Origin of the sequence: Streptomyces sp. NPDC049585, from assembly GCF_040675615.1 — a bacterium.
GTDB lineage: Bacteria > Actinomycetota > Actinomycetes > Streptomycetales > Streptomycetaceae > Streptomyces > Streptomyces luteosporeus.
This window is the reverse complement of sequence record NZ_JBFAPE010000003.1, coordinates 273,589-300,133: the sequence shown is the minus strand read 5'-3', so window position 1 is coordinate 300,133 and position 26,545 is coordinate 273,589. Positions and strand designations below refer to the sequence as shown.

The 26,545-nt window shown below is 74.9% G+C and carries 17 protein-coding genes and 1 tRNA gene; 10 read left to right on the top strand and 8 right to left on the bottom strand.

Annotated features, from left to right (window positions below):
- Positions 1 to 86: 86 nt before the first annotated feature.
- A complete protein-coding gene (locus AB0K17_RS05630; RefSeq protein ID WP_365966504.1) occupies positions 87 to 4,142 on the top strand; it encodes a Pls/PosA family non-ribosomal peptide synthetase in 4,056 nt (1,351 codons plus the stop codon).
- Complete coding sequence (locus AB0K17_RS05625; RefSeq protein ID WP_365966503.1) at positions 4,139 to 5,563, top strand: M1 family metallopeptidase; 1,425 nt, start codon at positions 4,139 to 4,141, stop codon at positions 5,561 to 5,563. The genes AB0K17_RS05630 and AB0K17_RS05625 overlap by 4 nt, the downstream gene beginning before the upstream one ends.
- Before the next feature lie 44 nt (positions 5,564 to 5,607).
- On the opposite strand, the gene AB0K17_RS05620 is transcribed toward AB0K17_RS05625, so the two are convergent.
- Positions 5,608 to 6,108: an inorganic diphosphatase gene (locus tag AB0K17_RS05620; RefSeq protein WP_365966502.1), complete on the bottom strand. Its 501-nt coding sequence runs from the start codon at positions 6,106 to 6,108 to the stop codon at positions 5,608 to 5,610.
- 81 nt (positions 6,109 to 6,189) lie between these two features.
- Positions 6,190 to 7,143 carry a DMT family transporter gene (locus AB0K17_RS05615; RefSeq protein ID WP_365966501.1) on the bottom strand — a complete coding sequence of 318 codons (954 nt, stop codon included), beginning with the start codon at positions 7,141 to 7,143 and terminating at the stop codon, positions 6,190 to 6,192.
- 436 nt (positions 7,144 to 7,579) lie between these two features.
- On the opposite strand from AB0K17_RS05615, the gene AB0K17_RS05610 reads away from it, so the two are divergent.
- The 3 genes from AB0K17_RS05610 to AB0K17_RS05600 are packed head-to-tail and all read left to right on the top strand — an operon-like array spanning position 7,580 to position 13,631.
- Positions 7,580 to 9,136, top strand: a complete 1,557-nt coding sequence (locus AB0K17_RS05610; protein WP_365966500.1) for an NAD(P)/FAD-dependent oxidoreductase — start codon at positions 7,580 to 7,582, stop codon at positions 9,134 to 9,136.
- Positions 9,136 to 12,414, top strand: a complete 3,279-nt coding sequence (locus tag AB0K17_RS05605; protein WP_365966499.1) for a ferritin-like domain-containing protein — start codon at positions 9,136 to 9,138, stop codon at positions 12,412 to 12,414. The genes AB0K17_RS05610 and AB0K17_RS05605 overlap by 1 nt, the downstream gene beginning before the upstream one ends.
- Entirely contained in the window at positions 12,411 to 13,631 is a 1,221-nt protein-coding gene (locus AB0K17_RS05600; RefSeq protein WP_365966498.1) for a cytochrome P450, read from the top strand. Before AB0K17_RS05605 ends, AB0K17_RS05600 begins: the two co-directional genes overlap by 4 nt.
- 3 nt (positions 13,632 to 13,634) lie before the next feature.
- On the opposite strand, the gene AB0K17_RS05595 is transcribed toward AB0K17_RS05600, so the two are convergent.
- On the bottom strand, positions 13,635 to 15,218 hold the full coding sequence (locus AB0K17_RS05595; protein WP_365966497.1) for an FAD-dependent monooxygenase: 1,584 nt from the start codon (positions 15,216 to 15,218) through the stop codon (positions 13,635 to 13,637).
- Between the two features lie 145 nt (positions 15,219 to 15,363).
- Positions 15,364 to 15,451, bottom strand: a tRNA-Leu gene (locus AB0K17_RS05590).
- Between the two features lie 203 nt (positions 15,452 to 15,654).
- On the opposite strand from AB0K17_RS05590, the gene fdhD reads away from it, so the two are divergent.
- Entirely contained in the window at positions 15,655 to 16,497 is an 843-nt protein-coding gene (gene fdhD / locus AB0K17_RS05585) for a formate dehydrogenase accessory sulfurtransferase FdhD (RefSeq protein WP_365966496.1), read from the top strand.
- A 127-nt stretch (positions 16,498 to 16,624) separates the two neighbouring features.
- Here the strand turns inward: fdhD and AB0K17_RS05580 are convergent, their stop codons facing one another.
- Both AB0K17_RS05580 and AB0K17_RS05575 read right to left on the bottom strand, forming a co-directional pair.
- A complete protein-coding gene (locus AB0K17_RS05580) occupies positions 16,625 to 19,045 on the bottom strand; it encodes a GTPase-associated protein 1-related protein (RefSeq protein WP_365966495.1) in 2,421 nt (806 codons plus the stop codon).
- A 274-nt stretch (positions 19,046 to 19,319) separates the two neighbouring features.
- Complete coding sequence (locus AB0K17_RS05575) at positions 19,320 to 19,808, bottom strand: MarR family winged helix-turn-helix transcriptional regulator (protein ID WP_365966494.1); 489 nt, start codon at positions 19,806 to 19,808, stop codon at positions 19,320 to 19,322.
- 152 nt (positions 19,809 to 19,960) lie between these two features.
- On the opposite strand from AB0K17_RS05575, the gene AB0K17_RS05570 reads away from it, so the two are divergent.
- Positions 19,961 to 20,893: a zinc-binding dehydrogenase gene (locus tag AB0K17_RS05570; protein WP_365966493.1), complete on the top strand. Its 933-nt coding sequence runs from the start codon at positions 19,961 to 19,963 to the stop codon at positions 20,891 to 20,893.
- Between the two features lie 25 nt (positions 20,894 to 20,918).
- Here the strand turns inward: AB0K17_RS05570 and AB0K17_RS05565 are convergent, their stop codons facing one another.
- On the bottom strand, positions 20,919 to 22,016 hold the full coding sequence (locus tag AB0K17_RS05565) for a bile acid:sodium symporter family protein (protein ID WP_365966492.1): 1,098 nt from the start codon (positions 22,014 to 22,016) through the stop codon (positions 20,919 to 20,921).
- A gap of 237 nt (positions 22,017 to 22,253) precedes the next feature.
- Between AB0K17_RS05565 and AB0K17_RS05560 the strand changes: the two genes are divergently transcribed.
- The 3 genes from AB0K17_RS05560 (at position 22,254) to AB0K17_RS05550 (ending at position 26,057) form a co-directional block, all read left to right on the top strand.
- Entirely contained in the window at positions 22,254 to 23,126 is an 873-nt protein-coding gene (locus AB0K17_RS05560; protein WP_365966491.1) for a LysR family transcriptional regulator, read from the top strand.
- A gap of 170 nt (positions 23,127 to 23,296) precedes the next feature.
- Complete coding sequence (locus tag AB0K17_RS05555) at positions 23,297 to 25,120, top strand: AMP-dependent synthetase/ligase (protein ID WP_365966490.1); 1,824 nt, start codon at positions 23,297 to 23,299, stop codon at positions 25,118 to 25,120.
- 94 nt (positions 25,121 to 25,214) lie between these two features.
- Positions 25,215 to 26,057, top strand: a complete 843-nt coding sequence (locus AB0K17_RS05550) for an aldo/keto reductase (RefSeq protein WP_365966489.1) — start codon at positions 25,215 to 25,217, stop codon at positions 26,055 to 26,057.
- Positions 26,058 to 26,146: 89 nt separating this feature from the next.
- Here AB0K17_RS05550 and AB0K17_RS05545 read toward each other — a convergent pair whose 3' ends face one another.
- Positions 26,147 to 26,452: a 4a-hydroxytetrahydrobiopterin dehydratase gene (locus AB0K17_RS05545; protein WP_365982182.1), complete on the bottom strand. Its 306-nt coding sequence runs from the start codon at positions 26,450 to 26,452 to the stop codon at positions 26,147 to 26,149.
- Positions 26,453 to 26,545: the final 93 nt, after the last annotated feature.

Genomic DNA, 26,545 nt, shown 5'->3' with positions numbered 1-26,545 from the left:
CCCCGAACCGGTCCGGGGTGAGCGCCGTCTGTGGGTGCGGACGTCGCCGAGGCGTCCGTGACAAGAGGCCGAATAGAGGCGCACCGATGCCACCCACCCTTCCGGGCTCCCCGCCCGCAGCGCCCGCCCCCTCGGGGGCGCGGGCGCTGTACCGCGGCGCCCCGCCGCCGGCGGAGCGCACCCTCCTCGACGTGTTCGACGCCACCGCCGCCGCGCACCCGCAGGCGCTGGCCCTGGACACCGGCGCCCAGCGGTTCACCTACCGCGAGCTCGCCGCCCTGGTCACGGTCCGGGCCGAGCGCCTGCGCGCGGCCGGCGCCGGGCCCGGCGACCGGATCGGCGTCCGCATCCCGTCGGGCACCGCGGAGCTGTACGTGGCGGTGCTCGCCGTCCTGCGCTGCGGCGCCGCCTACGTGCCCGTCGACGCCGACGACCCCGACGAGCGGGCCGCGACCGTCTTCCGCGAGGCCGGCGTCTGCGCCGTCCTCGGGGCCGACGGCGCGATGGCCCCCGGCGTCGTGGCGCCGTCCGGCGCACCGCGCCCGCCGGGCACCGGGGACGACGCGTGGATCATCTTCACCTCCGGTTCCACCGGCGCACCCAAGGGCGTCGCCGTCAGCCACCGCAGCGCGGCCGCGTTCGCCGACGCCGAGGCGGCCCTCTTCCTCAAGGACTGCCCGCTCGGCCCCGGCGACCGCGTCCTGGCCGGGCTGTCCGTCGCCTTCGACGCCTCCTGCGAGGAGATGTGGCTGGCCTGGCGGCACGGCGCCTGCCTGGTGCCCGCCCCGCGCTCCCTGGTGCGCGCCGGCCACGAACTGGGGCCCTGGCTCGTCGAGCACGACATCACCGTCGTCTCCACCGTCCCCACCCTCGCCGCCCTGTGGCCGGTGGAGTGCCTGGACCGCGTGCGGCTGCTGATCGTCGGCGGCGAGGCCTGCCCGGCCTCGCTCGTCGAGCGCTTCGCCGTGCCCGGCCGGGAGATGTGGAACACCTACGGCCCCACCGAGACCACCGTCGTCGCCTGCGCCGCCCGGCTGCACCCGGGCGAGCCGGTGCGCATCGGACTGCCCCTGGACGGCTGGCAGCTGGCCGTCGTGGACGAGGCCGGCGAGCCCGTCGCACTCGGCGAGCAGGGCGAGCTCGTCATCGCCGGCGCCGGCGTGGCCCGCTACCTCGACCCGGTCAAGGACGCCGACCGCTTCCGGCCCAGCGCCGCCCTCGCCAGCCCTCGCGCCTACCGCACCGGCGACCTGGTGCGGGCCGACGCCGAGGGCCTGGTCTTCGCCGGGCGCGCCGACGACCAGATCAAGATCGGCGGCCGGCGCGTGGAACTCGGCGAGATCGACGCCGCGCTGGGCGCCCTGCCCGGCGTGCAGGGCGCCGCCGCCGCGGTCCGCACCACCCCGGCCGGCAGCCGGCTGCTGGCCGGCTACGTGGTGGCCGGCCCCGGCTGGGACCGGGACCGTGCCAGAGCCCTGCTGGCCGAGCGCCTGCCCGCCGCCCTCGTGCCGGTGCTGGCCGAGGTGCCCGAGCTGCCCACCCGCACCTCCGGCAAGGTCGACCGCGACGCCCTGCCGTGGCCGCTGCCCGACGCCGCGGGGGACGACGCGGGCGAGAGGCTGCACGGCACCGCCGCCCGGCTCGCGGATTTGTGGGAGGAACTCCTCGGCATCCGGCCCGGCGCCGGCTCCGACTTCGTCTCCCTCGGCGGCACCAGCCTGGCCGCCGCCCGACTGGCCTCCGCCCTGCGCGAGCACCACCCCGGCGTCTCCGTCGCCGACCTCTACCGCCACCCCGTGCTGCGGGACATGGCCGCCCACCTCGACACCCTCGCCCCGCGCGAGGCCGTCCGGCGCCCCGTGCGCCCGGTGCGCAGGCGCGCGGGCGCGGCCCAGATCCTCGTCCAGTGCGCGCTGTTCGGCGTCGCCGGCCTGCGCGGGCTGGTGGGCCTGGCCGCCGCCGACAACGTGCTCGGCCTGCTGGCCCCCGAGGCGTGGGCCCCGCACACCTCCTGGTGGCTGGTGCTCGCCGGGTGGCTGGTGCTCTTCAGCGCGCCCTCGCGCTTCCTCCTCGGCGCGGGCGCGGCCCGCCTGCTCACCCGGGGCATCGCGCCGGGCACGTACCCGCGCGGCGGACGTGCGCACCTGCGGCTGTGGACCGCCGAACGGGTCGTGGCCTCCTTCGGCGTCCCCGCCCTGCTCGGCACGCCCTGGGCGGCCTGGTACGCCCGGGCCCTGGGGTGTGCGACGGGCCGCGACGTCGCGCTGCACGCCATGCCGCCGGTCACCGGTCTGGCCTCGTTCGGCGACGGCTGCGCCGTCGAGCCGGAGGCCGACCTGGCGGGCTGGTGGCTCGACGGCGACACCCTGCACATCGGTGCGCTGCGCGTCGGCGCGGGCGCCCGGGTGGGTCACCGCAGCATGCTGATGCCGGGCGCCGAGCTCGGTGCCGGCGCCGAACTCGCCGCGGGCGGCTGCCTGGACGGCGCCGTTCCGCCCGGCCACCGCTACGCCGGCTCCCCCGCCCGCCCCGACGGCCTCGCCGAGGCCGCGCCGGCCACCGGGCGCCCGGGAGCGGTGCCCGCGCCGCGTGGGGCCACTCCGAGGGTGGCCGGCGCCGCCGAGTGGTACCCCGTCGAGCCGCCGGCCGCGTACGACGCGCCGCAGGCGCACGCGCGCGACGCCGCCTCGGCCTCCCGCCCGGCTGCGGGCGGGGAACCCGTGGCGGCCGGCGCCCCGCCGCGGCCGCGGCGTTCGCGGCGGTGGGACGCGGCGTACGCCCTGGCGCTGGGCGGCGTGCCGCTGCTGCCGCTGCTCGCCTCGCTGCCCGCGCTGGTGGGCGCGTACTACCTCGTCAAGGGCTGCGCCACGCTGACCGAGGCCGCGCTGTGGCTGCTGGCCGCCGTGCCGCCGTTCACGTTCGTCACCACCGTCTGCTGGATCCTGTTGCTGGCCCTGGTGGTACGGGTGCTGGGCCGGGGCATCACCGCCGGCGAGCACCCCGCCGACGGCGGGGTCGCCTGGCGGGTGTGGCTGGTGACGCGCCTGCTCGACGGCAGCCGTTCCGGTCTCTTCCCGCTGTACGCGAGCCTGGCCACGCCCGTGTGGCTGCGCCTGCTCGGGGCGCGGATCGGGCGGCGCGCGGAGATCTCCACCGTGCTGCCGCTGCCGTCGCTGCTGACCGTCGAGGACGGGGCGTTCCTCGCCGACGACACCCTCGTCGCGCCGTTCGAACTGCGGGGCGGCCGGATGCGGCTGGGAGCGGTGCGCATCGGCCGCCGGGCCTTCGTCGGCAACTCCGGCATCGTCGGCCCCGGCCGGGAGGTTCCCGACCACGCGCTGGTGGGCGTGCTCTCCGACGCCCCCGAGCGCAGCGAGCCGGGCAGCTCCTGGCTGGGGCGGCCCGCCATGCCGCTGCCGCGGGTGGCGGCGACGCCCGACGCGCAGCGCACCTTCGAGCCGCCCAAGCGGCTGGTCCTGGCGCGCGCCGCGGTCGAACTGTGCCGTGTGCTGCCGCTGATGTGCGGTCTGGCGCTCGCCGAGGCGGTGCTGGTGGCCGAGCAGGACGCCCTGGACGCCGGCGGCCTGCAGCTGGCCGCGCTGGTGGCGGTGCCGCTGCTGCTGGCCGCGGGTGTGGCCGCCGCGCTGACGGCGACGGCCGCCAAGTGGCTGCTGGTGGGCCGGTTCCGGGCCGGGGAGCACCCGCTGTGGAGCTCTTTCGTCTGGCGCAACGAGCTGTACGACACGTTCGTGGAGTCCCTGGCGGTGCCGTGGCTCGTGAGGCCGTTCCTGGGCACGCCCGTCCTCAACTGGTGGCTGCGCAGCCTGGGGGCGCGCATCGGCCGCGGGGTGTGGTGCGAGACGTACTGGCTGCCGGAGACCGATCTGGTGCACCTGGGCGACGGGGCCACCGTCAACCGCGGGTGCGTGCTGCAGACCCACCTCTTCCACGACCGGATCATGCAGCTGGACGGCGTGCACCTGGCCGAGGGCGCCTCGCTCGGGCCGCACGGCATCGTCCTGCCCGGCGCCACGGTCGGCGCGCACGTCTCCGTCGGCTCCTCCTCCCTGGTGATGCGTGGCGAGAGCGTGCCGGCCGGCACCCGGTGGGCGGGCAACCCCATTGCAGGAGCGGCGGCGTGAGTCCTGCGGAGCGCCCCCGGTGCAGCCGCCGCGGTCTGCTGGCGGCCGCGGCGGCGCTGCCGGTGAGTGCCGCCGCGGCGCTGTGCGCCGGTGACAGCCGGCGCACGCCGGACGGCGCACGCTACTTCCCGCGCCACGGTTCGTACGGACACCGCACCCTCGCCTACGACCTGTCGCTCGCCTACGACCCGGGGCGGGCGTGGCTGGAGGGGCGGGCCCGCATCCGCGCGGTGGCCCGCGAGCACACCCGCCGCATCGAACTGGACCTGTCGCGGCTGGCGGTGCACGGCGCGCGGCTGGACGGGCAGCCGGTGGCGGTCCGGCGCGAGGGCGGCAAGGTGGTGCTCACGGCGCCGCGCCCGCTCGCGCCGGGCCGGCCGCTGGAGGTCGAGGTGCGCTACGGCGGCCGGCCGGCGCCGCTGGCCAGCCCGTTCGGCTCCATCGGCTGGGACCGCACCGGCGACGAGCACGGGGGCACGCTCGTCGCCTCCCAGCCGCTGGGCGCGCCCTCCTGGTTCCCGTGCAACGACCGGCCGGACGACAAGGCCGCCTACACCGTCGCCGTGACCGTGCCCCGCGGCCACCATGCGCTGGCCAACGGCACGCTGCGCGAGTGCCGCGAGGACGGCGGTTCCGTGCGCTGGACGTACCACCACCCGGGCCCCATGTCGACGTACCTGGCCGCCGTCTACACCGGCCGGTTCACGCACGACACGCAGCAGCACGAGGTGGCGGGGACGCTGCGCAACGCCTATCCCCCGCACCTCGCGGAGCACGCCCGGCACGACCTGGCGCGTCAGCCGCGGATGCTGGAGCACTTCGCCCGCCTCTTCGGCCCCTACCCCTTCGAGTCGTACGGGGCCGTGGTGGTCGACGCCGAGCTGGGCGCCCCGGTGGAGAACCAGACGCTGTCCGTCTTCGGCCGCAACCACGTCGACGGGCAACGCAGCTGGGAGACGCTCGTCGCGCACGAGATCGCCCACCAGTGGTTCGGCAACAGCGTGGGGCTGGCCGACTGGCGGCACATCTGGCTCAACGAGGGCTTCGCCACGTACGCCGAGTGGCTGTGGTCGGAGCACCTGGGCGAGGACGACGCGGACACGCTGGCGCGGCAGGCATGGCAGGAGCTGGCCGGGCGCCGGCAGAACCTGCGCATCGCCGACCCGGGCAGCCGCCGCCTCTTCGACGACCGCGTGTACGTGCGCGGGGCGTGCGCCCTGCACGCGCTGCGGCTGGAACTGGGCGACGAGGCCTTCTTCGCGGTGCTGCGCGGCTGGCACGCGGCCCACCGCGGCGGCAGCGCGGACACCGACGCGTTCCTGGCCCACGCCGGGCGCACCGCCGGCCGCCGTGTGGACACCGTCCTGCTTCCCTGGTTGTACGACAAACGGCTCCCGGCGCTGCCGGACGCCGACGTGTGACGACGTGTAAGGCCCGCGCTCCATGGAGCGCGGGCCTTACCGGCTCACCATTCGGTCTCCTTGCCCGCCGCACGGGCGCGGGCACGGGAGGCGGTGATCTCCGCCTCCGCGGCGTCGCGGCCGGCCCAGCAGGCGGTCTCGCCGACCTTGCCGGGTTCGAGCTCCTTGTACACCTCGAAGAAGTGCTGGATCTCCAGCCGGTCGAACTCCGGCAGGTGCCGCAGGTCGCGCACGTGCTCGTGGCGCGGGTCGGCCGCCGGCACGCACAGGACCTTGTCGTCCTCGCCCTGTTCGTCGCGCATCCGGAACATGCCGATGGCGCGGCAGCGGATGACGATGCCGGGGAAGGTGGGGTCGCCGGCCAGGACGAGCGCGTCCAGGGGCTCCCCGTCGGCGCCGAGGGTGCCGTCGATGTAGCCGTAGTCGGCCGGGTAGCGGGTCGAGGTGAACAGCATCCGGTCGAGCCGGATGCGTCCGGAGTCGTGATCCATCTCGTACTTGTTGCGGCTGCCTTGCGGGATCTCCACGACGACGTCGAAGTCCACGGGCTCCTCCGGGGATTGGGCCGGAGCACCATGGTGACGCGCGGTGCGCACCGGGCGCCACGGTGCGCACGGGCCCGGGGCTCAGAGCCCGGGACGCCCGGGGCGCGCGGAGACCAGGAGGCGCTCGTGCCGCCGTGCGCCCGGCACCGCGGGCGCGGGCGGTGCGGCCGCCGCGGGCACGGGCCCTGCCTGCGGAGCCCGGCGGTCGGCGTCGTGCAGCGTCAGCAGGACCACGCCCGCCGCGGCGGCGGCGCCGGCCAGCGCGGCGAGGACGGCGCCGGGCACCCCGAGGCGGAACTCCTCGCCGCAGGCGGCGAGGCCGACGACCGCGGCGACCACGGGGTTGACGACGGTGACGGTGGCCAGCGGGGCGGCCAGCCCGGCGCCGCGGTAGGAGGCCTGGGACAGCAGCATGCCGGTGCAGGCCAGCAGCGCGGTGACGGCCAGGCCCGGGGCGAGGGCGGCCGGGTCCGCGCCGCGGGCGGCGAAGTCCTCGGCGACGGCCTTGGTGAAGACCGAGGCCATGCCGAACGCGGCGCCCGCCGCGCCGGCCAGCACGACGGCGCGCACCACCGGCCGGCGGGCCCAGCGCGCGGCCAGGGCGAGGGCGGCCGTGGCCGCCAGGGCCGCGCCGGCGAGCACGGGCCGCTGGGCGGCGGGCAGGGAGTCGGTGTGCGGCGGGCCGGTCAGGCTCAACAGGCCCGCGAGCCCTGCCGTGGCCAGCAGGGCGCCGCGCCAGCCGGCGGCGCCGACGGGGCGGTGCACGAGCAGGGCGGCCATGGGCAGCGCGAAGACGATCGTCAGGGCGCCCAGCGGCTGCACCAGGCTCAGCGGCCCGCAGGCGAGCGCGACGACGTGCAGGGCGGCGCCCAGCCCGGTGAGGGCGGCCGCGCCCCACCACCCCGCCCGGCGCAGCGCCGCCCAGGTCCCGCCGGAGGGCGCGCGGGCGGCCACGCGCTCCTGGACGATGGCCGCCCCGGCGTAGCAGACGGCGGAGACCAGGCTGAGCAGCACGGCGACCAGGAGGGCGCTCACGACCGCCCTCCGCGGCCGGCCGCGGCCGCGCGGTCCCTTGCGCCGGTGCCGTCCTCCCGGCCCGCCCGCCGGGGGCGGATCGTCTCCTGGTGTTCCATGCGTTCCACCTTGCCTTCATCGGCCGCTTTCGTCGTCGTACTTGAGTACGGGCTTTTCGGTACTCCCATAGGAGTACGGGCGGAGTGCGCGAGGGATCACCGGGTGCCGTGTGACGGCGGTGCGGCTCCGCGGACGACGGCGGCGCATGGTCCGTGGGCCGCCCGCACACACCGGGGCCTTATTTTCGGCGTACTTCGTCTAGACATTCGTCGACGCGCCCGGAAAAACCCCGGTCTGATGGTGTGCGACCTGAAATACCATTGCTGCGGGCCCACTGTTGTGAAATCTCTATGAGGGCTCAAACGGGGGAAACAGTAACATTCACGGGGGGACCGCAATGCCCGGCGACGTCTCGATTCACGCTGCCCACCCATTCGAAAAATTCGAACACCAGGGCCGTCGCGTCACCGTCATAGGGGCCGGCATATCCGGTCTCGTCACCGCCTACGAGCTCGAACGACTCGGCTACAGCGTCGAGGTCCTGGAGTGCGACGCACGCATCGGCGGCCGCATCCGCACCCACCGGTTCGGTCCCGGCCCGGACGCACCGTCCGTCGAACTGGGCGCCATGCGCATTCCCGCCCATCACCACCGCACACTGGAATACGTCCAGCGGATGGAGCTGGGCGGCGAACTGCGCGCGTTCAGCACCCTGATGTCGGAGGAGAACGCCTATCTCCGCACTCCCGGTGGTTTCCTGCGCATCCGCAACGCCTCCGCACCGCTGCTGGAGAACTTCCGCCGGGAACTCGCCCGGCACTGCCCCGGACACAATTCCGAACCTCTTTTCGGCGAACGACGGTACGACGATTCCGTGCTCGTCGTCGGGGCCTGGCTCACGGCCATCGTCGACGCGACCGCGCCCCCGGACCTGCGCACCGACCTGCGCGAGGACCTGCGCCGGCAGCTGCTGGACCTGCTGGCCGGCGTGGACCTCGCCCGCCACCTGCGCGGCCCGGCCGGCGAACGCGTCGACCTGCAGGGACTCTTCGCCGCCCACCCGGGCCTGCGCGCCGGCTGCAGCCTACGGCTGAACAGCTTCCTCGACGACATCCTCGCCGAGACCGCCCCCGGCCTGCTGCGGCTGCGCGGCGGCATGGACCGGCTGCCGGGCCGGCTGGCCCGGCGGCTGCGCGGCCAGGTCCTGCGCGAGCACCGGGTCACCGGCCTGGAGGTGCACGAGGACCACGTGGCCGTCCGCGTCCGGGCGGCCGGCCGCACCGGTGTCCGGCGCTCCGACTTCGCCGTGTGCACCGTGCCCTTCCCCGTCCTGCGCCGCATGCGGCTGCGCGGCCTGGACGCGGACAAGCTGGCCGTCCTGCGCGAGGTGCAGTACTGCCCGGCCACCAAGGTGGCCTTCCTGTGCCGCACGCCCTTCTGGCGGGAGTCCGGCATCCAGGGCGGGGCCTCCTTCGCGGGCGGCCGCATCCGCCAGACGTACTACCCACCCGTCGAGGGCATGCCCGGCCGCGGCGCGGCCCTGCTGGCCAGCTACACGATCGGCGACGAGGCCCGGTGCCTGGGCCGGATGTCGGCGCGCCGGCGCCACCGGCTGGTGCTGGACGAGCTCGGCGCCATGCACCCGGAGCTGACGTCCCCCGGCATGGTGCTGGACGCCGTCAGCGTGGCCTGGGGCAGCGACCGTGGCAGCGTGGGCTGCACCACGCGCTGGGGCAGGAACGCCGCCGAGAGCGAGAGCGAACGCCTGCGCGCCGCACGGCCGGTGGGCCGGCTGTTCTTCGCGGGCGAGCACTGCTCGACGGCACCCGCCTGGATCGAGGGCGGGATCGAGTCGGCGCTGCGGGCCGTCGAGGAGCTCGTCCGCTTCGAGCCCGTCCGCCGCCGTCCGGCCGTGCCCGCCCCCGGCCGGCCCCGACCCGCGGGAGCGCTGTGATGAGCGTCTTCGACCTGCCCCGGCTGCACTTCGCCGGCACCGCCACCGTCAAGCTGCCCACCGGCCCGCGCTGCGGTCTGTTCGACCTGGCCTCGGGCCGGGCGCTGACCGACGAGGGCCCCTTCCCGGCCGAGCGGCCCGCCCGCGAGTACCACGACTACCTGCAGCAGCGCGGTCCGCGCTTCGACAGCGCGGGCCGGCTGCGCCCCGACGGGGAGTTCAGCGCCGCCAAGGGCTGGAACTTCGACGGCAACGGGCACTTCCTGATGGACGCACGCGTCGTCGCGGCCGAGGGCCCGCACGCCGGGCCCGGCGATCCCCCGGACACCACCGACCCGGTCGTCGGCCGCTGCGTCGACGTCTGGGGCCACTACAACCCCTATCTGCACACCACCGTCAACCGCGCCCGCGCCTTCGACCTCGACCCCGCCTCGCACTGGACGACGGCCCTCATGGTCGGCCGGTTCGGCTTCGGCCGCCTGGGGCGCTCGCACGACGAGGGGTACATGCTCTCGGGGACCGTCGAGGGCATCCAGCCGCCGCGCTGGGTCGGCTTCCGCCGCATCCTCGACGTCGGCGAGCACGCCCTGGCCCGGGAGCTGCGCTACAGCGCGGTGCACCAGTTCGTGGTCGCCTGCGAGAGCGCCGCGGACGGCAGCGGCTGGCTGCCGGCCGCGGACCTCTCACCCGCCGTGCGCGCGCTGCGGGAAGCGGTGCACGGCGGCGCCGACGGCCTGGTGGTGCAGTTCGCCCTGGACGCCATGGCCTCGCCGACCGCGCCCGACACCCCCTGCGTCTTCCGTGTACGGGGCACGATCGCCCCCTGGTACGCCGGGGAGCTGCGCAGCTACCCCGCCGGCCGGCTGCTGGCCCCGGCCGGCGGGGGGCACGGCCCGCTGCACCACATGAGCGTGCAGCTGGCCGCAGACCGCGCCGTGTTCAACATGGTCACCGCCGTGCCGCACACCTCCCGCGCCCCGCACGCCGGCCCCGGCCCGCTGCACCGGCTCGGGCCCCTGCTCGACGCGGGCGACCTGGAGCTGCGTACCGCCCGCTCCGGCCGGCTGGTCACCCGGCTGCCGGCCGGCTCGTACGGCGGTGAGGCGACGTGCGGCATCGTCACCGTGCCGGCCGGGGCCTGCCCGGAGGCGGAGGAGGAGCCGCTGCTCCTGCTCGGTTGCCCGCCCGGCTGCGAGCAGCGGGTGCTGCTGGCGGAGCGGGAGGTGAACGTCCAGAGCGACGAGGCGCTGGTGGTCCTCCACCACCGCGACGCGGCGCGCGAGCAGGACCACGCCGTGGAGGTGCCGGTGCGCGCGTTCGTGCGCGGCCGCCCCGCCGGTGCCGGGACGGTCCATGTACGGCAGTACTACAACCCGCGGGCGCTGCCGGCCGATCGGCACGCCGGCGCCCCGCGGGCACGGTGCGAGGACGCCGTCCTGCTGGGGGTGGGCACGGGCAAGGACGCCTACGCGCCCGCCTGCACGCTGACCACCGACGAGGCCGGGTACGGGCTGCTCGTCCTGCGCGGCGAACGGGCGGGCGCCTGCCGGGTGCTGCTGGGCACCGGTCCCGGCGACGGCCCGCCCGTCGACCCGGAGGCGGCCGGCTCGGCCTGGGCGGCGTACGACGACGAGGACGCGCTCGGGTACTGGGCGGGCGCCGGCTGGCTGGCCGTGCGCGTTCTGCCCGACGACTGGTACCTGGACGACGTGCCGCGCGAGCAGGTGGACTTCGCGCTGTTGCACCGGGAGGTGTTCGCGCCCTACGAGCAGCTGTCGACGTTCATGCGCTCGGAGGTCTTCAGTCTCGCCGACCGGTGCAAGGTGGAGACGTACGCCGAGCTGGCCTGGCAGATGTGCGATCCGCGCAACAAGCCCCGCACGTACTACATGCCGCCCACGCGCGACCTGTCCGACCCCAAGGCGCGACTGCTGCTGGCCTACCTGCGCAACCTCCAGACCCGCCAGCGCCCGCCACTGACCGTCCCGGCCGTGCCGGGCACCGGACCGGCGATCGGCACCCGCGGGGAGCTGTGCCGCACCCTGCGGCAGGCCGCCACCCTGGAACTGGCAGTCACGCTCCAGTACTTGTACGCCGCTTTCTCCGTGCCCACCCACGGGGCGGGCCTGGAATACGTACGCCGAGGTGAGTGGACACCACGGCAGCTGGAGCTCGCCTGCGGACAGGGGGGAGTGCATCTGGACGACGGGATGCGGGGCACGCTGCTGGAAGTGGCCCGCGAGGAGATGATCCACTTTCTGCTGGTCACCAACATCCTGGCGGCCACGGGTGAGCCCTTCCATATCCCGCTGGTCGACTTCGGCACCTTGAACGACGAGCTGCCGGTACCGCTGGACTTCGCGCTGGAAGGGCTCGGCGCCGCCAGTGTGCAGCGCTACATCGCCATCGAGCAGCCCGCCGGGCTGGTGCCGGAGGTGCGGCAGGCGCAGGGCTCCCGGCCGGCCCCACCGCCGATCGGCTTCACCTGGAGCTCCATCAGCGAGCTGTACGCGGGCATCAGGGAGGGCCTGCAGCGCGTCCCGGACCTGTTCCTGGTGGAGAAGGGCCGCGGGGGCGGGGAACACCACCTGTTCCTGCGCGAGTCGGTCAACAGTGTCCACCCGGACTATCAGCTGGAGGTCGACGACCTCGCCAGCGCCCTGTTCGCCGTCGACCTGATCACCGAGCAGGGCGAGGGCGGCGTCCTGGGGACCACCGCCCCCTCGGACACCTCGCACTTCCGCAGCTTCCTGCGGATGGGCGAGGCGCTCACCGCCGAGCGCGTCCCCGGCCCGCACGGCCACCTGCTGCCCTGGAACCCCGCCTACCCGGTGCTGCGCAACCCCACCCTCGGCCCCGGCGGCGGCGCCAAGGAGGCGATCACCGCACCCCAGGCGCGGGCGGTGGCCCGGCTGTTCAACCGCTCGTACCATCTGATGCTGCAGCTGATGGCGCAGCACTTCGGCCAGAGCCCGGACGGCAGCCTGCGCCGCTCGAAGCTGATGAACGCCTCCATCGACGTGATGACCGGCATGATGCGGCCGCTCGCCGAACTGCTGGTCACCCTGGAGTCCGGGCGCCGCGGCCGCACGGCCGGCCCCACCTTCGAGCTGGACGCGGTGCCCGCCCCCGTCCCCCGCCCCGACGTCGCCCGCCGCGCGCTCGCCCTGCGCTTCGGGCACCTCGCCGCGGCGGCCCGCGCCTGCGAGCCGGTGCCGCGGCAGGTCGCCGACATGGCAACCTTCTACGCCGACTTCTTCGCACGGAACGGATCGTGAGCGCCGACGGCGGGCTGCCCGCCTTCCGCACGCAGGACGTGGACCCGCGCGACCCGTACGCCCGCTACCGCCCCTACCGGGAGCAGGATCCGGTGCACCGGGCCGGGGACACCTGGTACCTCTTCCGCCACGACGACGTGGCGCGGGTGCTCACCAGCCGCTCCTACGGGCGCGGCGCGCTGCCGGCCCGGCTGCCCGCGCAGTACGCGCACCTGCGGCGCGTCGTCGGCAACTGGATGGTCTTCATGGACCCGCCGCAGCACACACGGGTGCGCGCGCTGGTGGCCAGGAGCTTCACCCCGCGCATCGTCGAGACCCTGCGCCCCCGGATCCGCCGGCTCGCCGCCGACCTCGCCGCCGAGCTGTCCCGGCAGGTGACCGCGGACGGCCGGGCCGATCTGGTGGAGACCTTCGCCGCTCCCCTGCCCATCCTCGTCATCAGCGAACTCCTCGGCGTACGGGCGCAGGACCGCCCCTGGTTCCGGGCGCAGGCGGTGGACCTGCAACAGGCCACCAGCTCCCGGGTGGCCCGCCGGGCGGACGGGTACGCGCTGGCGGACGCGGCCGCGCGCGAGCTCGCGGCCTACTTCCGCGCCGAACTCGCCGCGCGCCGCGCCGGGGCCCGCCCCCACGCGGACGACCTCATCGCCGCGATGCTGCGCACGGAGGAACACCTGCCGCTGGGCGACGACGCCCTGGTGGGCACCTGCATCCATCTCCTGACCGCAGGTCACGAGACCACCACCAACCTGCTGGCCAAGGGATTGATGGCCCTGCTCGCCCACCCCGCCCAGCTCGCCGCGCTGCGGGCCGACCCGCACCTGCTGCCGCAGGCCGTGGAGGAGCTGGTGCGCTACGACTCGCCCGTGCAGATCGTCAACCGGTGGGCGGTGGCGGACGACGAGATCGGCGGGCGGCGGATCGGGGCAGGCGAGAAGGTGGCCCTGGTCGTCGGTTCGGCCAACCGGGACGCCGCCCGCTTCACCGACCCCGACCGGCTCGACCTCCGCCGCGACGCACGCCGGCACTGCGGTTTCGGCATGGGCCTGCACTACTGCGTGGGCGCGCCCCTGGCCCGGGCGGAGGCGGAGATCGGCCTGGAGGAGCTGCTGCGGATCGGCCCCGGTCTCGCCGTCGCCCCCGGCCCCGAGGCCGTGGTCTACGCCCACGACCTCGTCTTCCACGGCCCGGAGCGACTCGTGGTGCACCAGGCCTGAGCCCTACTGCCCGGCACCGGTCTTCGGCACGAACCACCGCCCCAGGTAGGCGTCCAGGGCCGCCCGGTCGGCGGCCGCGGCCCGCAGGCCGATGTGCCCGTCCGGGCGCACCAGCAGCATCGTGCCGGGCGCGAGCACACTGCCGTGACCGCGGCCGGCCCGGATCGCGCTCACGTCCACCGGCAGCGCGTACCGGCCGGCCGACCGGCGCAGCGCCGCGGCGTCGGCCGTGCCCTCGGCGGCGCCGTCGACCAGCAGCGTCCACCGGTCGTACGAGAGCATGTCGTGCAGCCGGCGCTGCCGGCCGCCGGCGCTGACCGGTACGTCCGGCACCCGGTCGCCCGCGCGCAGCCCGCGGCGTCCGGCGTACCCGGCGACATCCGTGGACAGCGCGCTGCGGCGGTGGGTGCGGGTCAGTTCGCTGAGCAGGGCCTGACCGCGCCGGTTGAAGCCCTCGCTGGCCAGCAGGGCGGGCCCCAGCAGCCGCATGCCGGCCAGGGTGGGGCGGGAGGGCGGCAGCTCCAGCAGGTTCCGCCGCATCTGGCGCATCACCTCGCGGGCGAGGGCGCGCTGTTCGGCGGAGTAGGTGTCCAGCAGGGCGTCGAGGGCCCAGCCGTGGTGCACGGCGGCCAGCTTCCACACCAGGTTGTGCGCGCCCCGGAGCCCGGTGTTGAGCCCGCGCCCGCCCACCGGCGCCCACAGGTGGGCGCTGTCCCCCACGAGCAGGGCCGGCCCCTGTCGCAGCGAGGCGGCCAGACGGTCGTGGAACCGCGCCCGGTTGAACCACGGCGGCACGGTGGGCACCAGCCGTACGTCCGGATCGTGCGTGGCCCGGGCGATCAGCGCGCGCATCTCCTCCAGCCCGGGCGGGCCCTCCTGCTGCGGCTCGGGATCGTCGCGGAAGCAGAAGAAGCGGTACCCGCCACCCGGCCGCGGCGAGGCGATCAGACAGGTGCGGTGCTCCAGGAAGAAGTACGTGGTGTCCGGCGCGCAGACGTACTTCCACTCCGCCTTGGCATTGATCTGCACGGCCTGCAGGTCGGTGCGCCGCTCCCCCTCGAAGCCGATGCCCAGCGTCCTGCGGACCAGACTGTGCGCCCCCTCGCAGCCGATCACCCAGCGGCAGGCGATCGTCTCCTTCCCCCCACCGGGCCCGCGCACGTCCACCTCGGCCCCCTCGCCGCGCACCCGCACGCCCAGCGCCTCGGTCGACCACCGCACCTCGGTGCCCAGCTCCGCCAGCCGCTCGGCCAGCAGCGACTCCATGGCGATCTGCTCGATGCTCAGCGGCTGCGGGAAGGCCGTCCCGGCCGCCGTCGTCGGATGCCGCCCCACACAGCGCCCGCGCACGTACATCTCGGCCTGCCGCAACTGCAGCCCCCGATCCAGGAACCGCTCGGCGCACCCGAGGTCGCGCAGCACCTCCAGCGCCCGCTGCCACACCACGCTGGCCCGCACCTCCCGCTTGGTGCCGGGCTCCTTCTCGACGACCACCACCCCGAGCCCGTACTGCCGCAACCCCACGGCCACCGCCAGCCCGGCCGGCCCGGCCCCGATCACCACGACATCCCTGCAGAAGTCGCCCATAGGCCGCTCTCCCCCTCTGTCAGCCCTTATCGTCCGGGATGGGAGGGGGAGGGATCAATGGGGCGCATCCGGAGGGCCTTGCGCCGGGGAAACGCCGGGTAACCGGGCAAAACGAAAGGACCCCAGCATCGCTGGGGTCCTTCTGTGGTGTCCGAGGGGGGACTTGAACCCCCACGCCCGATAAAGGGCACTAGCACCTCAAGCTAGCGCGTCTGCCATTCCGCCACCCGGACAAGGTGTCTGTCCTCCGCGGTGTTCCCCGCGGCGACATGGATAACTCTATCAAGGTTTCGGAGTGCCTTTGACCAGGGCTTTCGTCGCCGCATACGGGGCAATGACGGACAAGTGGGGGCGGGCGGGCCACGGGGGCGTCGTCGGCGGGGCGGGGGCATGAGAGCGTGCGGGCGGGCACTGTCATGTGAGGGGTTGGTTCTGGATGGGTCGGGTCACCGCACGCCGCCGCGTCGTCCGCGTGCGCGAGGGGGTCGCCGGGGCGCGGGCGGACACGCTCGTGGCCGAGGAGCCGCTGGAGATCCGGGTGGGCGGCAGACCGCTGGCCATCACCATGCGCACGCCCGGCGACGACTTCGACCTGGCCGCGGGATTCCTGGTGAGCGAGGGCGTCCTCGGCAGTGCCGAGGAGCTGGCGAACATCGTCTACTGCGCGGGGGCCACGGCCGACGGCGGCAACACCTACAACGTGGTGGACGTCCGGCTCGCACCCGGCGTGCCCCTGCCGGACGTCACGCTGGAACGCAACGTCTACACGACGTCCTCCTGCGGGCTGTGCGGGAAGGCGAGCCTGGAGGCGGTGCGCACCACGGCCCGCTGGCCGGTCGAGGACGGCCCCGGCGGGCCGCTGCGACTGGAGCCCGCGCTGCTGGCCGAGCTGCCGGACCGGCTGCGCGCGGCACAGCGCGTCTTCGACCGCACCGGCGGCCTGCACGCAGCAGCCCTGTTCACCGCGGCCGGGGAGCTGCTGGACGTGCGCGAGGACGTGGGCCGGCACAACGCCGTCGACAAGCTCGTGGGGCACGCCCTGCGCGAGGGGCTGCTGCCGCTGGCGGGCAGCGTGCTGCTGGTCTCCGGGCGCGCCTCCTTCGAGCTGGTCCAAAAAGCCGTGATGGCCGGCATCCCGGTGCTGGCGGCGGTCTCGGCGCCGTCGTCGCTGGCCGTCGACCTGGCCGTGGAGAGCGGGATGACGCTGATCGGCTTCCTGCGCGGTGCGTCGATGAACATCTACGCAGGCGCCGAGCGCGTGGTACTGGACGAGGGCTGAACGTCTACGCCGGCGCGGAGCGCGTGGTGCTGGACGAGGGCCGCGCCCCGTAGGGCGCGCGCGGAACTGCGCGACACTCCACGACGCGCCCGCAGATGAGGTGACGGGGCACCGGCGCGCGACCAGGCTAGGGCCGCAGGCCCCGCGTGCGCCAGCGGCCGCCGAGGCGGCCGAGCACGCCGAAGCGGTCCCACTCGTGGAAGATCTCGGCCCACTGGCCGCCGACCTGCCGCAGGCAGCGGCGGATCTCCTCGATCTCCTCGGTCGACATCCGGCGCACCTCGGGCCGCAGCACGCCCGAGAGCAGGTCGGTGCGGATCTCGTCCCACACCGGGCTGATGTCGGGCGCGGTGTGCCAGGCGACGAAGCACACGGCGGCGTAGGTGGGGGTGCGGTGCAGCAGCTCGCGTACCCGTTCGCCGCGGGCTTCGTCGGCGTACGCGGCGAGGAGGTGCTCGTCCTCGGAGTGGACGAGGTCGGGCAGTTCGGTGGGGGCCGGGGGCGGGTCCATGGACAGCAGGTGCCGGGCGAGGGCGTCGCACAGCCGCTCGTCGATGCCGGTCTCCAGCGGCCGGGCCTGGCGGCGCAGGGCGACCACGCGGGCGGTGCAGCCGGGCACGGCCTCGCCGCGGGCGAGGGCGCCGGCCTGTTCCAGCAGGAGCAGGGCGGCGCGGCGGCGGGGGTCGAGTTCGGCGCCGCCGGCGAGGGCGCCGCGCAGCAGCTTCCCGGCGAGGACGGGGGCGACGGGGTCGCGGGGGGCGCTGGTGAGGGCGGCCCGCATGAAGGGCTCCTCCAGGCCGGCCGCGTGGTGGGCGCCGGGCGGGATGCCGTCGAGGAGGGCGTCGGCCTCGGCGGTGGTCAGCGGCGCGTCGCCCCACACCAGGCGGAAGGCCGTGCGCAGGACGGAGGGGGCGTCCTGGTGGTCGGGGCCGGCGGTCTTCATCAGGACGTGCAGGAGGGCGGGGCGGTCCTCCTCCGGGTCCGCGCCGGCGCCGTGCCCCCCGTCGGCGCCGGCGGATCCCGCGGAGGGCGAGAGGGCCGCGGCCATGGCGGCGGCCATGCTCAGGTGGGGCCGGCCCGCGAGGTCGGCGCCGGGCAGTTCCGCGGCGAGCAGGCGGGCGATGGGGCGCGGGTCGTCGGTGGCGGCGGTGTGGTCGAGGGAGTCGAGGACGGCGGTGCGCAGCCGCGGGTGGGCGTCGATGGCCGCGCGGACGACCTTGTGGTCGGGGGACGCCTCGTTGAGCAGGGCGGTGGTCAGGCGGGCGGTGAGCACGGGCATGACCGGGCTGTGGTCGACGCGCAGGGCCTCGGCCAGGCGCAGCAGGGTCAGGAAGCGGACGAGGGGCGTGTCGGAGGCTTCGGCGGCGCGCTGGAGCTCGGCGCGCAGGTCGCGCCTGAGGGGGGCGACGGCCGTGCGGGCGCCGGGTGCGCACAGCTCGTCGGCGAGCGAGGCCAGGACGGTCCATTCCTCGGGGGTGCGCTCGGTGCCGCCGGCGGCGACGGTGGCCAGCAGCCGGGTGCGCACGGTGGTGTCGAGGCTGTCGCCGGGCTTGTGGGTGCGGGCCCATCGCGCGGCGGCCGTACGACCGTTCGAGTCAAGGGGGATGCCCTCGCGGGCGGCGAGGGCGGCGAGCCGGTCGGCCTCGTCGGCGCCACCGCGGCCGGTGGCGAAGGCGGGGGCGGCAGCGGGGCGGGTGGCCTCGGCGAACAGGGCGGGGCGACCGGCGAGCCAGATGCGTGCGGCGACGGCGGCCCACAGGTCGCGTTCGGCGCGGGCGGGGCTGGAGGGGCCGCCGGTGCAGTCGTGGACGCGGTAGCGGTGCTGGGCGGCGGCGGAGACGAACTCGAAGCGGGCGTCGGGGAAGATGCCGACGATCTGCTGCCGGGCCAGCATGGGGTGGCGGGTGTAGGTGGTGAAGGTGAGCCGGTCGGCGAGGTCGCGCGGGAGCACGGCGCTGGCGACGGCGACCCAGTGGGCGATGGCGGCGCTGTCCCGCTCGACGACGAGGATCTGCTGGGCGTCGGGGGTGCGGAAGAGGGTGCGCACGTCCGTCAGGAAGGGTTCGAGGCGCTCGGCGCGGGCCCGGACGAAGTCCAGCAGGCCCTGCTTGTCGATGAGCCGGGCCGGGACGACGGCGGTGAGCGGTTCGGGCACCCCTCCGTCGGGCGTCCGGTCCGACCAGGAGGGCGACTCCCACGCCTCGATGGGCAGCAGCCCGCCGGGCAGCCCGCCGCCCTCGGGCAGCCGCACGGCGTGGGCGTGGAAATTGCCGTGGCGGCCGACGCGCCCGGGCCCGGTGCGCACGGTGCGGCACAGCAACCGGCTGCCGTCGGAGAGGCGGTTGTGGCTGAACGCCACGGGAAACGCGGCCAGTTCCTCAGAGGACGGGCACTCGGGGGCGTCGGACGGGGGCTCGTAGCCGATGAGCTGCTCCGCCTCGCCGAGCAGGGTGATGGGCAGTTCGGGGCTGGCGGCGGTGAAGCGGAACCCGGATCCGTCCGGGCTCGTGGTGGCGGTCGAGGTGTAGTGCAGTTGCTGCAGGTTCACGCGACACCCCGTTCCGCCCTGGTCCACTGGTGGCTTGTCCGCCTCGTCCTCGTCTGCCTGCCCCGCCGGTGCCGTGCCGTACCGCACCGGGCGTCCACGCCGCCGGTTTGCGCCGCTTGAGCCCTGTGTAAGGGCAGCGGGCGCCGTCGGGTCGCCGCCACGCCGCCGCGTCCGCGGCTCCCCTCCGCCGCCCCACTTGCGGGTGACATCCCACCAGATCCGGCCGACCGCCGTCCGGGCTTTCGGGGGACTGCCGCCTGCGGCTCCCCCGACTTCAGCGCTCGTCCTGGCCGGCCACGCGGGCGAGGAGCGCGAGGAAGAGCTCGCGCTCGGCGGGGGTGAGGCCGGCGAGGAGGGCCTCGTTGGCCTGCTCGCCGAGCTCGGCGAGGCGGGCGAGGCGGTCGCGGCCGGCGGAAGTGAGGGTGATGGCGTTCTTGCGCCGGTCGGCGGGGTCGGGGCTGCGCGTGATCAGCTCCTGCGCCTGGAGGTCGTTGAGGATGCCGACCATGTCCTTGGGGTCGAAGCCCGTGGTGCGGCCGAGCTCGGCCTGGGCGACGGGGCCGAGGTCGGCGACGGCGGAGAGCACGGCGTGGTGCTGCATGCGCATCCCGTCCTCGGCGAGCGCGTCGGTGACGAGCCGGCGGCCGCGGGCGGAGGCGCGGTTGAGCAGCCAGCTGGGGAGGGTGCGCAGCCGCGCGAGGGCGGCCGGCCCGGCCTCGGGCGGCGCGGTCGTCACTCCTGCGGGGGAAGCCTTGTCTGCCATGGCACGAGCCTAACGGAAACCATTGGACTTCCCAATGAAGTTGAGTATCGTGGGGGTTGCCAACGTTGGAGTCCCCAACGAATGGCTTTCCGTCCGGTGTGCCTGCTTGGTGCGCCGGCTGGTGTGCCTGTCATGGGAGGGGTGCGTCGCTCATGCGTCGTGTGCGGTATTACGAGAACGGTGGGCCCGAGGTGCTGCGGGTGGAGGAAGCCGAGGTGCCCCGGCCCGGCCCCGGCGAGCTGCTGGTGCGCACGGAGGCGATCGGCGTCACGCTGCCGATGGTCCGCAAGGTGCGTGCGGGCGGCCTGCCGCTGCCCGGCAACCTGGGCGGCGAAGTGGCCGGTGGGATCGTCGCCGTGGGGCCGGACGTCACGGGCTTCACGGTGGGCGAGCGGGTCACGGGCCTGTGCTTCGGGGACGCGTACGCCGACTACTCCCTCCTGCACACCGCCATGGCCTCGCCGGTGCCGGCGGGCGCCGGCGCGGTGGACGCGATCGGGCTGGTGCGGGGCGGGCTGGTGGCGCGCGGCGCCCTGGAGGCGGCCCGGCCGCAGCCCGGCGAGTCGGTGCTGGTGACGGCGGCGGCCAGCGGGGCCGGACACCTGGCCGTGCAGCTCGCCCGGGCCCACGGGGCCGGGCGGGTGGTGGCCGCGGTGGGCAGCGCCGCCAAGGCCGACTTCGTCCGCTCGCTCGGTGCCGACGAGGTCGTCACCTACGAGCAGGAGTCATGGGGCGAGCCCGTCGACATCGTGCTCGACGCCGTGGGCGGAGAGCTCCTCGAGCCTGCGGTCGCCGCCCTGGCTCCGGGCGGGCGGCTGGTGGCCTACAGCTCGGGCGGCGGCACGGTCGCGACGTACGACCTGCTGGTGGGGGCCAAGTCGGTGATCGGCTTCCAGATGGCCCTGATCGCCCGGAACCGGCCGCAGCTGATGGAACGATGGCGGCAGGAGTTGTGGGAGCTGTTCGCCACCGACCGCATACGTCCCCGGGTGCACGCGGAGCTGCCGCTGGAGGACGCGGCGAAGGCCCACGAGATCATCGAGGGCCGCGCCAACCGGGGAAAGGTGGTCCTGCGACCGGTGTGAGCATCGCGCCGGGGGCGGTGCGGCGTTATGCCTTCCGCTGCACCAGGTCGGCCGCGGCCGGCCGGTCCTGCCCCTGCTCCTGCTCCTGCTCCTGCCCCTGCCCCTGCCCCTGCCGGTCCGACACCTCCGGCCGCTCCAGCCGCTCCTGTTGGCGGGCGAAGTGCTTGGCGAGCACGGCGCCGACCATCAGTTGCATCTGGTGGAAGAGCATCAGGGGCAGCACGGCCAGGCTCGCCTGCGCCCCGAACAACACGGTGGCCATCGGCAGCCCGCCGGCAAGGCTCTTCTTGGAGCCGGCGAAGGTCAGGGCGATGCGGTCGCCCCGGGAGAAGCCGAGCCGGCGTGCGCCGTGGGTGGTGAGGGTGAGCATGAGCGCCAGCAGGGCACCCTCGACGACCACCAGGGCGCACAGCTGCCACGGCGTCACCTGGTGCCAGACGCCGCGTGTCATGCCGGCACTGAACGCGGCGTAGACCACGAGCAGGATCGAGCCCCGGTCGACCAGTCCCAGCGCGGACCGGTGCCGGGCGAGCGGTCCGGCGAGCCAGCGGCGGGTGAGCTGGCCGGCCACGAAGGGCACGAGCAGCCGCAGCACCACGGACAGCAGCGAGTCCGCCGAGACGCCACCGCCGCTGCGGCCCAGCAGCAGGGCCGCCAGCAGTGGGGTGAGCACGATGCCCACCAGGGTGGAGTACGTACCGGCACAGATCGCGGCGGGCACATTGCCGCGGGCCACGGAGGTGAAGGCGATGGAGGACTGCACGGTGGACGGCACCAGGCACAGGAAGAGCAGTCCGGTGTACAGCCCGGGGGTCAGCACATGGGGCACCAGTCCGCGGGCGGCGAGTCCGAGGAGGGGGAAGACGGCGAACGTGCAGGCGAGAACCGTCAGGTGCAGACGCCAGTGGCGCAGTCCCGCCACGGCCTCGCGGGTGGACAGCCGTGCGCCGTAGAGGAAGAACAGCAGGGCCACGGCCCCGGTCGAGATCCCGTCGACGGCACTCGCGGCCGCTCCGCGGGCGGGCAGGAGCGCCGCGAGCAGCACGGTGCCGAGCAGGGCGGCTATGTAAGGGTCCAGCGGCACGCGGCGCAGCAAGGAGGGCAAGGACGGCAGAGCGGGCATGGCCTCAGCCTTCCTCCCGGCCGGCCCATCGGGAACCCTGTTCACCCCACTCACTGTTATCACCAATCGCGATAACGAGGGGGCCTTGGCGGCCAGGGCGGGCGCGGGGCAGTGCCGATCTGCGGCTCCGCCCCGTGGGCGCGACAGGCCACGCCGCTCCCGCAACGAAGTGCCGTGCGCCCGCGCCCCTGACGGGGCGCTGCGCGATCCGCCGGACAGGCCCTACGCTCACGGAGCATGTTCGATCCCGTACAGCTGCGGGCCTTCCTGGCGGTGGCCCGGACCCTGAGCTTCACGCAGGCCGCCCGCCGTCTGGGGGTGCGTCAGTCGACGGTCAGTCAGCAGATCCGGCGGCTGGAGGAGGCCGCCGGGCGGCAGCTGTTCTCCCGCGACACCCACGGCGTGGCCCTCACCGAGGACGGCGAGGCGATGCTGGGCTTCGCCCGGACGATCCTGGAGGCCCACGAGAAGGCCGCGCAGTGGTTCTCCGGTACGCGGCTGCACGGCCGGCTGCGGTTCGGCGCCTCGGAGGACTTCGTGCTCACCCGCCTGCCGGAGGTACTGGAGGCGTTCCGCCGCGAGCACCCCGACGTCGACCTGGAGCTGACGGTCGGGCTCTCCGGCGTCCTGCTCAAGCGGCTCGCGGCCGGCCGGCTGGACCTGGTGCTGGCCAAGCGCGACCCGGGCGAGCCGCACGGCCGCCTGGTGTGGCGGGACCGGCTGGTGTGGATCGGCGCGCAGGGGCTGCGCCCCGACCCCCGGCGTCCCCTGCCGCTGGTCGTCTTCCCACCGCCGGCGATCACCCGCGCCCGGGCCCTGGAGGTGCTGGGGCGGCACGACCGGGCCTGGCGGGTGGCCTGCACCAGCGGCAGCCTCAACGGGCTGGTGGCCGCCGCCCGCGCCGGGCTGGGCGTGATGGCCCACGCGCAGGGCATGATCCCGCCCGGTCTGGCACCGGTGCCCTCCCGTGCGGGCCTGCCGGACCTCGGTCCCGTCGACGTCGTCCTGCTGCACGGGGCCGGCACCGGGCGCGACGCCGCGGTGCGCGGCAGCGCGGAGGCGCTCGCCGACGCGATCCTGGCGGCCGGCGACCGCCTGCACTCACCATGAGCACCGGCGCACACACACCACAGTGAACACATGCGACAAATCCTGAAGAGATTGCGTGCAGATCCGCGCCCGGCGGGCCCCGCGCCGAGACGGTCCGCCCGAAAGGGTTCTGGCCGGGACGGGAACGGGTACGGTCACGGCGCTGTGCGAGCGTCCCGAGGAGCGAGAGGTTGCGCGAGTTCACCGTCCCTTCCCTGGTGACGGCGCCCCACGTCGGAGGGCTGGCGGACGTCGTCTTCGAGCATGCCGCGGCGGACCCGGACCGGGTGGCGCTCGGCCGCAGCGCGGACGGCGTCTGGCGCGACGTGACCGCGGGCGCCTTCCGCGACGAGGTGCTGGCGCTGGCCAAGGGCCTGCTCGCCCAGGGCGTCCGGTTCGGCGACCGGGTGGCCATCATGTCCCGTACCCGCTACGAGTGGACGCTGTTCGACTTCGCGCTGTGGACCATCGGCGCCCAGCCCGTGCCGATGTACCCCACGTCCTCGGCGGAGCAGGTCTACCGGATGCTGCACGACGCCCGGGTCACCGCGTGCGTCGTCGAGCACGAGGACCACGCGATGACCATCGGTTCGGTCGTCGACCGGCTGCCGTGCCTGGCGCGGCTGTGGCAGCTGGACGCGGGCGCGCTCGGCGAGCTGACCGCCGCAGGACAGGGCATCGCCGACGAGGTCGTGCACCGGCACCGCATGGCGGTCACGCCCGACTCACCGGCGACGGTCATCTACACCTCCGGCACGACCGGCCGCCCGCGCGGCTGTGTGCTCACCCACGCCAACCTCATGGCCGAGACCGACACCATCGTCGGCCGCTACGCACAGGTGTTCCGGGGCCGGCCGGGTGAGGAGCCGGCCACCTTGCTGTTCCTGCCGCTGGCGCACGTCTTCGGCCGCATGGTGCAGGTGGCGGCCGTCCGGGGGCGGATCCGGCTCGGCCACCAGCCGCAGCTGTCGGCGGCCGCGCTGCTGCCGGACCTCAGGGCGTTCCGCCCGACGTTCCTGGCGGCGGTGCCCTACGTCTTCGAGGGGCTGTACGCCGCGGCGCGGCGGGAGGCCGAGCGGGAGGGACGCGGCCGGCCGTTCGAGAAGGCCGCCGAGGTCGCCGTGCGCTACGCCGAGGCGATGGAGGAGAAGTCCTTCGGCACCGGACCCGGGCCCGGCACCGCTCTACGGGTGCAGCACCAGGTCTTCGACCGGCTGGTCTACGCCCGGATCCGGGAGGCGCTCGGCGGGCGGGTGCGGTATGCGATGTCGGGCGGCTCGGCGATGGAGCGGCGGCTGGGGCTGTTCTTCGCGGGCGCGGGCGTCACCGTGCTGGAGGGGTACGGCCTGACGGAGACCAGTGGGGCGGCGGTGGCCAACCCTCCCGAGCGTCCCCGGTTCGGCACGGTGGGCCTGCCGGTGCCCGGCACGAGCGTGCACATCGCGGACGACGGGGAGGTGTGGTTGCGCGGCGGGCAGGTGTTCGCGGGCTATCTGGGCGACCGGCGCGAGACCGCCGCCGTGCTGCGCGACGGCTGGCTGGCCACCGGCGACATCGGCCGCCTCGACGCGCACGGCTATCTGACGATCACCGGGCGGAAGAAGGAGATCCTGGTGACCTCGGGCGGCAAGAGCGTCTCGCCCCTGCTCCTGGAGGAGCGGGTGCGCGCCCATCCGCTGGTGGGGCAGTGCCTGGTGGTGGGCAACGACCGGCCGTTCGTGGCGGCGCTCGTCACACTGGACGCGGAGGGGGTCGCGCACTGGCTGGCGATGCTCCACCGCACCACTCCCGCATCTGCCGAACTGGTGAACGATCCGGAGCTGGAGGCCGAGATCCGGCGGGCCGTGGTGGCGGCCAACACCCTGGTCTCCCAGGCCGAGTCCATCCGCGCCTTCCGCATCCTGGCCACCCCGTTCGGCGAGGACCAGGGGCTGCTCACCCCGACGCGCAAGCTCAGACGCAGGGCCATAGAGCGGGCCTACGCGGCCGACATAGATGCGCTGTACACAAAGTGACGCATGCGACAACTGTGCCCCGGGAATGCATCCACCGGACCACGGGTTGACCCGTGGAGTAAGTGCTTCCATACGTACGTAAGGACGACTGCTCGTGAGCAAGGTCCCCAGCATCACCCTCAACAACGGCGTCGAGATGCCTCAGCTCGGCTTCGGCGTGTGGCAGGTCTCCGACGAGGAGGCCACCGCCGCGGTGGCCACCGCCCTCGAGGCCGGCTACCGCAGCATCGACACGGCTGCCGTGTACGAGAACGAGGAGGGTACGGGCAAGGCCCTCGCCGCCTCGGGCATCGCCCGGGACGAGCTCTTCGTCACCACCAAGCTGTGGAACAGCGCGAAGGAGACCTGGACGCGCGAGAGCGTCCTGCGCGAGTTCGACGCCTCCCTCGCCCGCCTCGGCCTGGACTACGTGGACCTCTACCTCATCCACTGGCCCCGCGCCATGCGCGACGACTACCTGACGATCTGGCGCACCTTCGCCGAGATCGCCGGCAGCGGCCGCGCCCGCGCCGTGGGCGTGTCCAACTTCCAGCCCGCCGACATCGAGCGGGTGCTGGCCGAGACCGACCTGGTCCCGGCCATCAACCAGATCGAGCTGCACCCGAACTTCCCGCAGGCCGAGCTGCGCGCCCTGCATGCGCAGCACGGCATCGCCACCGAGGCGTGGTCCCCGCTGGGCCAGGGCCGCGGCCTGCTGGAGGAGCCCGTCCTGGCCCGCATCGGCGCCAAGCACGGCAAGACCCCGGCCCAGGTCGTCCTGCGCTGGCACCTGCAGCTGGGCAACGTCGTCATCCCCAAGTCGGTGACGCCTTCGCGCATCCGCGAGAACGTCGACGTCTTCGGCTTCGCGCTGGACGACGAGGACATGGCGGCGATCGCCGGCCTCGACAACGGCACCCGTCTGGGCCCGAACCCGGACGAGTTCGACTGGAACTGACCTCCTGACCCGACGGGGCCCGACGACCCGGCGGGCCCCGACGACCCGGCGGCTCCCGGGACGGCACCGCGCCGGCCCGGGAGCCGGCGTCAGCGTGCCCCGTGCCCGTCGGCGACCGCCTCGATGCGGCGGGCCAGCTCCACGTCCAGGCCGGTGACCTTGCCGCCGACGCTGTGCGTGTTCACCGTCAGCGCGACGGTGTTGTAGCCGAGGGTCAGGTCGGAGTGGTGGTTCAGCTCCTCCTGGATCTGGGCGATGTGCACCACCATGGCCGCGGCCTGGAAGTGCCCGTCGAAGGAGTAGCGGCGCGCGATCCGGTCGCCGTCCAGCGACCAGCCCGGCAGCTCCTGGAGCCGTTCCTCCACGTCCTTCTGCGAGAGCGGTTCGACCGACATCGCGCACTCCTTGGCGTCTCGTGGGTGTGGGACCGGTGGGGCAAGCGTCCCACGTGACGGCAGCGGTTTCCCGCCAATGTGCGCCGGGGGACA